General features: G+C 68.8%; 6 protein-coding genes. 3 read left to right on the top strand and 3 right to left on the bottom strand.

Translation table 11 applies throughout. The annotated features are described in order from the left end of the window. Positions 1–211: 211 nt before the first annotated feature. Positions 212–745 (top strand): MarR family winged helix-turn-helix transcriptional regulator, encoded by a 534-nt coding sequence (locus tag F3T56_RS41725; protein WP_149830702.1) that lies wholly within the window; start codon positions 212–214, stop codon positions 743–745. Positions 746–784: 39 nt separating this feature from the next. On the opposite strand, the gene polX is transcribed toward F3T56_RS41725, so the two are convergent. Further along, on the bottom strand, positions 785–2,545 hold the full coding sequence (gene polX, locus F3T56_RS41720; protein ID WP_149830701.1) for a DNA polymerase/3'-5' exonuclease PolX: 1,761 nt from the start codon (positions 2,543–2,545) through the stop codon (positions 785–787). 148 nt (positions 2,546–2,693) lie between these two features. Here polX and F3T56_RS41715 point away from each other — a divergent pair, with 148 nt between their 5' ends. Next, the gene (locus F3T56_RS41715; RefSeq protein ID WP_149830700.1) at positions 2,694–2,999 is read left to right on the top strand and encodes a hypothetical protein; all 306 of its coding nucleotides are present in this window, start codon (positions 2,694–2,696) and stop codon (positions 2,997–2,999) included. Between the two features lie 194 nt (positions 3,000–3,193). Here F3T56_RS41715 and F3T56_RS41710 read toward each other — a convergent pair whose 3' ends face one another. Both F3T56_RS41710 and F3T56_RS41705 read right to left on the bottom strand, forming a co-directional pair. Next, complete coding sequence (locus F3T56_RS41710; protein WP_149830699.1) at positions 3,194–4,180, bottom strand: GDP-L-fucose synthase family protein; 987 nt, start codon at positions 4,178–4,180, stop codon at positions 3,194–3,196. Next, entirely contained in the window at positions 4,177–5,721 is a 1,545-nt protein-coding gene (locus F3T56_RS41705) for a tyrosine-protein kinase domain-containing protein (protein WP_246204441.1), read from the bottom strand. Before F3T56_RS41705 ends, F3T56_RS41710 begins: the two co-directional genes overlap by 4 nt. 181 nt (positions 5,722–5,902) lie before the next feature. On the opposite strand from F3T56_RS41705, the gene gmd reads away from it, so the two are divergent. Beyond that, positions 5,903–6,958, top strand: a complete 1,056-nt coding sequence (gmd, locus tag F3T56_RS41700; protein ID WP_149830698.1) for a GDP-mannose 4,6-dehydratase — start codon at positions 5,903–5,905, stop codon at positions 6,956–6,958. The last annotated feature ends 35 nt before the right edge of the window (positions 6,959–6,993 follow it).

Here is a 6,993-nt window from a genome sequence, read left to right as displayed (position 1 = left end):
GAGCGCCCAAGACCGTTCGGGGCGTGCGGCTGAGCGGGCTCACTTTCGCTCAGTCCACAGGAACGGTAGGAGTGGACACCTGGTGTGGCTGGCACGGCACGCAGGGGGAGGTACGGACCGGGCCGCGGGAATGTTCAAGGACGGGTCAAGAGAGAGTGGGCCGACCGGTCCGACGCGGCGGGGCACGCCTTCGGCACGATAGAAAGACGGTATGCCCGACCGTGCTTCCCCCAGTGGTGATGTGAACGACGTCGACGCGGTGACCCGCGCGGTGCTGACGGCGTCCCGGCTGTTGGTCGCCGTCTCCGCCCGGTCGCTCGCCGAGGTCGAGGAACGGCTGACGCTGCCGCAGTTCCGCATGCTGGTGGTGCTGTCCACCCGGGGTGTCGCCAAGCTGGTCGTACTCGCCGAGCTGCTCCAGGTGGCGCCGTCCACCGCGATGCGCATGGTGGACCGGCTCATCGCGGCCGGGCTCGCCGAACGGCAGACCAACCCGGACAACCGCCGCGAGACGCTGCTGCGGCTGACCGAGGAGGGCCGGCGCACCGTCGCGGAGGTCATGGCCCGGCGCCGCGCCGAGATCTCCGGGATCGTCGAGCGGCTCGACGCGAAGCAGCGGGTCGCGCTCGTCGAGGCGCTCACCGCCTTCAACGAGGCGGGAGGGGAGCCCCTGGCGCCCGCGGAGGACGAGGCCGGGCCGTATCCGCTGGGCTGGGTGGACACCATGATCAGGCGGGATGCCTGAGCCTGAGCCGACGGCCTGCTACGAAGCCGTCTGAGGCCGTCAGCCGCGGGACTTCCGGTCGGCCCGTCCCTTGCGCAGGAAGCGCCGCAGCCGGGTCTCCGGCCAGGTGTTGATCACGTCGTCCTTGGTGAGCCAGCCGCGCTGCGCCGTGCCCACGCCGTAGCGCATGTCGGCCAGGTGGAGGGTGGAGTGCGCGTCGCTGTCGACGGCGAACTTCACCCCGTGTCGCCGGGCCCGCAGGATGTCCTCGTCGCGCAGGTCCAGCCGGTCGGGGTGGGCGTTGATCTCCAGCGCGGTGCCGGTGCGGGCGCAGGCGGCGAAGATCTCGTCGAGGTCGGCGTCGATGGGCGGCCGCTTGCCGATGATGCGGGTGGTGGGATGGCCGATGATGTTGACGTACGGGTTCTCGCAGGCCCGCACGATCCGCCCGGTCAGCGCCTTGCGGGCCTGGTTGAAGTGCGAGTGCACCGAGGCCACGCACAGGTCGAAGCCGTCCAGGAACTCCTCGGGCCAGTCGACGTCGCCGTCCGGGTCGATGTTCAGCTCCACACCGTGCAGCAGCCGCATACCGCGCTGCTTGCCCCGCTTGCCGTACGTGCCGTCGAGTTCCCGTACCCGCTCGCGCTGGGCCAGTATCCGTTCCTTGGTCATCTGCTGCATGTACAGGTTGGGCCCGTGGTCGGTGATCGCGTAGTAGGCGTAGCCGCGCTCGGCGGCCGCGGCGACCATCTCCTCCAGCGGCGCGAGCCCGTCGGTGAGGTCGGTGTGCGTGTGGAGGTCGCCCCTGAGGTCCTTCTCCTCGACCAGGTCGGGCAGCTCGTCGCGCAGCCCGGCCTCGATCTCCCCGCGGTCCTCGCGCAGCATCGGCGGGATCCACGGCAGGCCCAGCCGGGCGTACACGTCCTCCTCCGTCCTGGAGACGATCTTCTTCCCGGTCTCGGCGTCGAACAGCCCGTACTCGGAGAGCTTGAGCTTCTGGTGCACGGCGAGCTCGCGGGTGCGGATGTTGTGCGCCTTGGACCCGGTGAAGTACTGCAGCGCCGCTCCCCACGAGGCCTGCGGTACGACACGGAGGTCGACCGCGAGGCCCTTGGTCGTGCGGATCGACGTCTTCTTCTCGCCGTGCGCGATGACCTCCGAGACGTACGGCAGCTCGGTGAACGCCTGCATCAACGCGGACGAACTCCCGGCAGCGGCGAGCACGTCGATGTCGCCGACCGTCTCACGGAGGCGGCGCAGCGACCCGGCGTACGTGCACCGGCGGCAGCCGGTCACCCGGGACAGCTCGGCGACGATGTCCTCGGCGAGGTCCATGGCGGCGTCGAGCAGGACACGGTCGCCGGAGGACTGCAGGAGTTCGATGCCGTGGAGGATGTTCTCCTCCGTCTTGGGGCCGAAGCCCTTCAGATCGCGCAGCCGCTCCGCGTGGATGGCGTCGGTGAGCTCCTCGACCGAGGAGATGCCCAGCTCCTCGTACAAAACGCAGGCCTTCTTCGGGCCGAGCATGGGGATGGCCGTCAGCCGCCGGACGCCGGCGGGGATCTTCGCCCGCAGTTCCTCGACCGCGGACACGCTGCCGTTGCGGAGGTACTCGGTGACCTTCTCCGCGATCGACTTGCCGACGTTGGGGATCTCCTGCAGGCCCTTGACGTCGAGGGCGGACACGTCGGCGTGGTAGCCGCCGATCGAGCGGGCGGCCTTCTCGTAGACACGCGCCCTGAACGCGTCTCCGCCGGTGATCGAGATCAGGTCCGCGTACTCCTGGAACAGCGCCGCGACCTCGTCATTGGGCCGAGCCATGCCTGCCGAGTAGGCAGGAACGCCCCGTTCAATCCTCCCTGCGGGCGCCGTCACGCGGTGATTGCCGCGCAGGCGCGATCGGCGCTGTGGACCTACGGTGGTCGAAGTGGCGCCGACGAGCCGAACCGGCGTAGCGGAGGAGGCCGCGATGGAGGAACACTTCGTCTGGGTGACGACGCGCCGCATTCGGCCGGGCACCCTGGGGGACTTCGAGAAGGCGTGGCGGCCGGCCACCCACCCACCGGGTATGCGCCGCGCCTTGGCCTACTGGTCCGAGGACGGACAGGAGATCACCGGCGTGTCCTTCTGGGACTCCAAGGAGGCGTGCGACTCCTGGCGGACCTCCGAGCCCGAGGCCCAGCGGCGCGCCGGCATGGCCCCGTACGTCGTCGAGGAGCGGGAAGGCTTCTACCTCGGCCGTGAACTCGCCATCCCGAGCGGTAGCCCTGGGTGAGCGGGGCCTCGCAAGCCGCCGCGGTCAGTGTCCGTCCGCTCACACGGCGCCCCCACAGCTGTCCGCGCCGTCTTGCCAGTCGTCATGCGGCCACTACCGGCCGCAGCTGCGGCGGGTGCTCATCCCGCACGGAGTGGTAGCGGTCGACAACACCGTGAGCCACCGGGAGCAGGTGACCCCGTCCACGAACGGTGTCACAGGGCACCGGAACCTCGGTGTTCCACGTACCAGGCGTGTGCTTCAGCGATTCCCTCCCGCAGAGCGATCCGCGGGGCCCACCCCAGTGCGGTGATCCTGGAGACGTCAAGAAGCTTGCGGGGGGTGCCGTCCGGCTGGTCCGCGTCCCACTCGATGGTCCCCTGGTAGCCGACGACCTCTGCCACCAGCTCAGCGGCCTCCCGGATCGTCATGTCCGTGCCGGCGCCGACATTCACCGGCCCGTCCGCGTCGTAGTGCTCCAGCAGGTGCTGACATGCCCGAGCCAGATCGTCCACGTGCAGGAACTCCCGGCGGGGCGTCCCGGTACCCCAGTTCACCACTCGCCGTGCCCCCGCCGTTCGGGCCTCGTGGAAGCGCCTGATCAGCGACGGCAGGACATGGGAGTGCTCGGGATGGAAGTTGTCTCCGGGGCCGTACAGGTTGGTCGGCATGGCGGAGATCCAGGGGAGGCCGTGCTGCCGCCGTACCGCCTGTACCTGCAGGAGTCCGGCGATCTTGGCGATGGCGTAGGCGTCGTTGGTCGGCTCCAGCGCACCTGTCAGCAGCGCTTCCTCCCGAATGGGTTGCTCGGCGAACTTCGGATAGATGCAGCTGGAGCCCAGGAACAGCAGCCGCTCCACACCCTGCTCCAGGGCCGCGTCCAGCACGTTGACCTGGATACGCAGGTTGTCGGACAGGAACTCCGCGGGATAGGTGGCATTCGCCTTGATCCCGCCCACCCGTGCGGCGGCCAGCACCACCACATCCGGCCGGGTGGCCGCGAACCAGTCGAGGACGGCACGGCGCTCGCGCAGGTCCAGTTGGGCGGAGCCGGGTCCGACCACGTCGGTGAAGCCCTCCCGCTCCAGACGCCGGCACATCGCCGAGCCGACGAGTCCACGGCTTCCGGCCACGAACACGCGCGCGGAGCGGTCGAGGGGGCGGTGAACGTGCCCGTACCGTGCGGAGGCAGGGGAGCTCACCGCTGAGCGCTTCCGTCGGCGGTCATGGAGCGGGTCTCGCCGTCGAGTGCCGCGTCCGTGGCCTGGACCGTGGCCGTGGCCTGGACATCTGGTTCTCCGCCAGGAGTCGGCAGGGCCGGGGCGCTACCGACGGGCGGCACGTACAGGCCGCGGCGTCGCTTGGAGAAACGGCGGGTCCGGCGCTGCGGCCGGTATTCGTACGCATAGCCATACGTGGTGCCCTCCTCCTTCGACGACGTCATGTTCAGGACCGTACCGAGCACGGAAGCACCGACGTGCTGCAGCGTGCGGAGGGCTGCGCCGACCTGGTCGCGGCTGGTGTGTGAAGCCCGCACAACCAGCAGGTAGCCGTCCACGATGGAGGCGATCACGGACGCGTCCGCCACCGGCAGCACCGGCGCGGTGTCCACCACGACGTGGTCGAACTTCTCGGCGAGGCTGCGCAGAACGGCCTTCGACTGGGCGCTGCCCAGCAGCTCGGTGGGGTTGGGAGGCACTGAGCCACTGGTAAGCACCGAGAAGGAGCCCACGGACTGCAGCACTTGGTGCACCTCGGCTTGGCCGATCAACACGGTCGTCAGCCCGGCGTCCCGTACCAGCCCCATGACGTGGGCAATAGAAGGACGGCGCAGGTCGGCGTCGACCAGACACACCGAGGCGCCGGTCTGGGCCAGTGTCGCGGCCAGGTTGATCGCGACACTGGTCTTCCCCTCACGAGGCAGCGGGCTGGTTACCGCGATCACTTTGGGCGGCTGATCCACGTCCACGAACCGCAGGCTGGTGCGCAGCCGCCGGTAGCCCTCGGCGCGCAGTCCGTGCATGTCGTCGAGCAACGCCACGGGATGGCGGGTCGCCCGCGGGTCGTGCGCGACGCTGCCGAGCACCGGAGGCCCGCCGAACCCGGCCATGAGGTCGGTGAGAGTCTGAAGGCTGCGTACCGAGCGATCCATCGACTCCCTGGCCACGGCGAGACCCGCTCCGAGGGCCAGCCCGGCCAGCAGACCGAGCGCGACGTTCACGGCGGGGCGTGGGGAAAAGGGCGCGGAGGGCACAGAGGCCGGCTGGGTGATGCTCAGCCGCACCGGGGACGTTTCGGCGTAGGCAGGCCGCTCGAGATCGCGGATCACCTCGGCGAAGCGCTCGGCCACAGCGTTGCTGATGCGGGCAGCCCGCTTCGGACGGGTGTCGGTGACAGTGATGCGGATCAGCACCGTGTCGGGCTGCGGGGTCGCGCTGATGCGACGGCTCAGTTGAGTCGGTGTCATGTCGAGCCCCAGCGTCCTCACGACGTACCGGGTCACCAAAGGACTCGCCGCCACCTCCGCGTACGACTGAACTCGGGCCTGGGTGAAGACGTTCCCCTGAGCGAGCTGCAGCGTGTCGGACCCCTCCCGCACAGAGACGAAGAGCTTCGCGCTGGCCCGGTAATCGGGGGTCGCCCTATGGGTGATGAGCACACCGACCGCCGTTCCGAGCAGGGCCAGCAGGGCGATGGCACGCCAACGGCGAGAGAGGACTCGTAGGTAGTCGCGCAGGTCCAAGGTGTCCGTCCCCGATCGGATCCGGTGAGTGTGTCCGTCACCTTACGATACAAATGACTAAATCCGACATATATTGATAATTCATATGAAAGTGGTGGCGGATCGTGGGCTGTTGTTGTGCCCGGGCCGCCTGCTCGACAAGGGGTACGCCGCTCACCCGAACCCTGCATAAGGAGTGCGTGTGACTGTCAAGACAGCGCTCATCACCGGCATCACCGGCCAGGACGGCTCCTACCTGGCGGAGTTGCTGCTGGGGAAGGGATACGTGGTGCACGGAGTCGTTCGCCGTGCCTCGACCTTCAACACGCAACGCGTCGAACATCTTTACCGGGATCCTCACGATCCCGAGGCGCGTCTCTTCCTGCACTACGGCGACTTGACCGACGGAACCCGGATCGCGGGTCTGCTCGAGCGGTTGCAGCCCGACGAGGTCTACCACCTGGCCGCCCAATCGCACGTACGGGTGTCGTTCGACGAACCACTGTTCACCGGGGACTCCACCGGGCTGGGAACGACGCGGCTCTTGGAAGCCATCAGGGCGACGGGCCTTCCCTGTCGGTTCTACCAGGCGTCCAGCTCAGAGATGTTCGGTGCCTCGCCGCCACCCCAGCACGAGGAGACTCCGTTCCATCCCCGTTCCCCGTACGGGGTCGCCAAGGTCTACGCGTACTGGGCGACACGCAACTACCGTGAGGCGTACGGGATGTACGCGGTCAACGGCATCCTCTTCAACCACGAGTCCCCTCGCCGGGGCCCGACCTTCGTCACCCGCAAGGTGGCCATGGCGGCCGCACGTATCAAGGCGGGCCTGCAGGACGTGGTGTACCTGGGCAATCTGGACGCCCGGCGTGACTGGGGCTACGCGGCCGAGTACGTCGAGGGGATGTGGCGGATGCTGCAACAAGATGGCCCAGACGACTACGTGGTCGCCACGGGCGTCAGCTACAGCGTGCGCGACTTCGTCGAGCACTGCTTCGCCCACGTCGGCCTCGACTGGCGCGATCACGTGCTCTTCGACGAGCGTTACCTGCGCCCGGCCGAGGTCGACGACCTTGTCGGTGACGCCTCCAAGGCCGCGCGGGTCCTGGGCTGGCAACCGACAGTGCGCGCCCCGGAGCTGGCCCGTCTGATGGTCGACGCCGAAACCGCCGCTCTGACCCCCGCGCTTGCCACTCCAGTCGGTATGCCCACCACCTCTCCTGTATCTGCCACTTCTCCCTTGCTGGAACTGGCATGACCGTGCTGCACGCCCGAAAACCGCCCTCCGATGGC

Origin of the sequence: Streptomyces tailanensis (assembly GCF_008386495.1) — a bacterium.
In the GTDB taxonomy this organism is placed as follows: Bacteria; Actinomycetota; Actinomycetes; order Streptomycetales; family Streptomycetaceae; genus Streptomyces; species Streptomyces tailanensis.
Note: the sequence above shows the minus strand (reverse complement) of the source record. Positions and strands in the feature narration are given on the sequence as shown.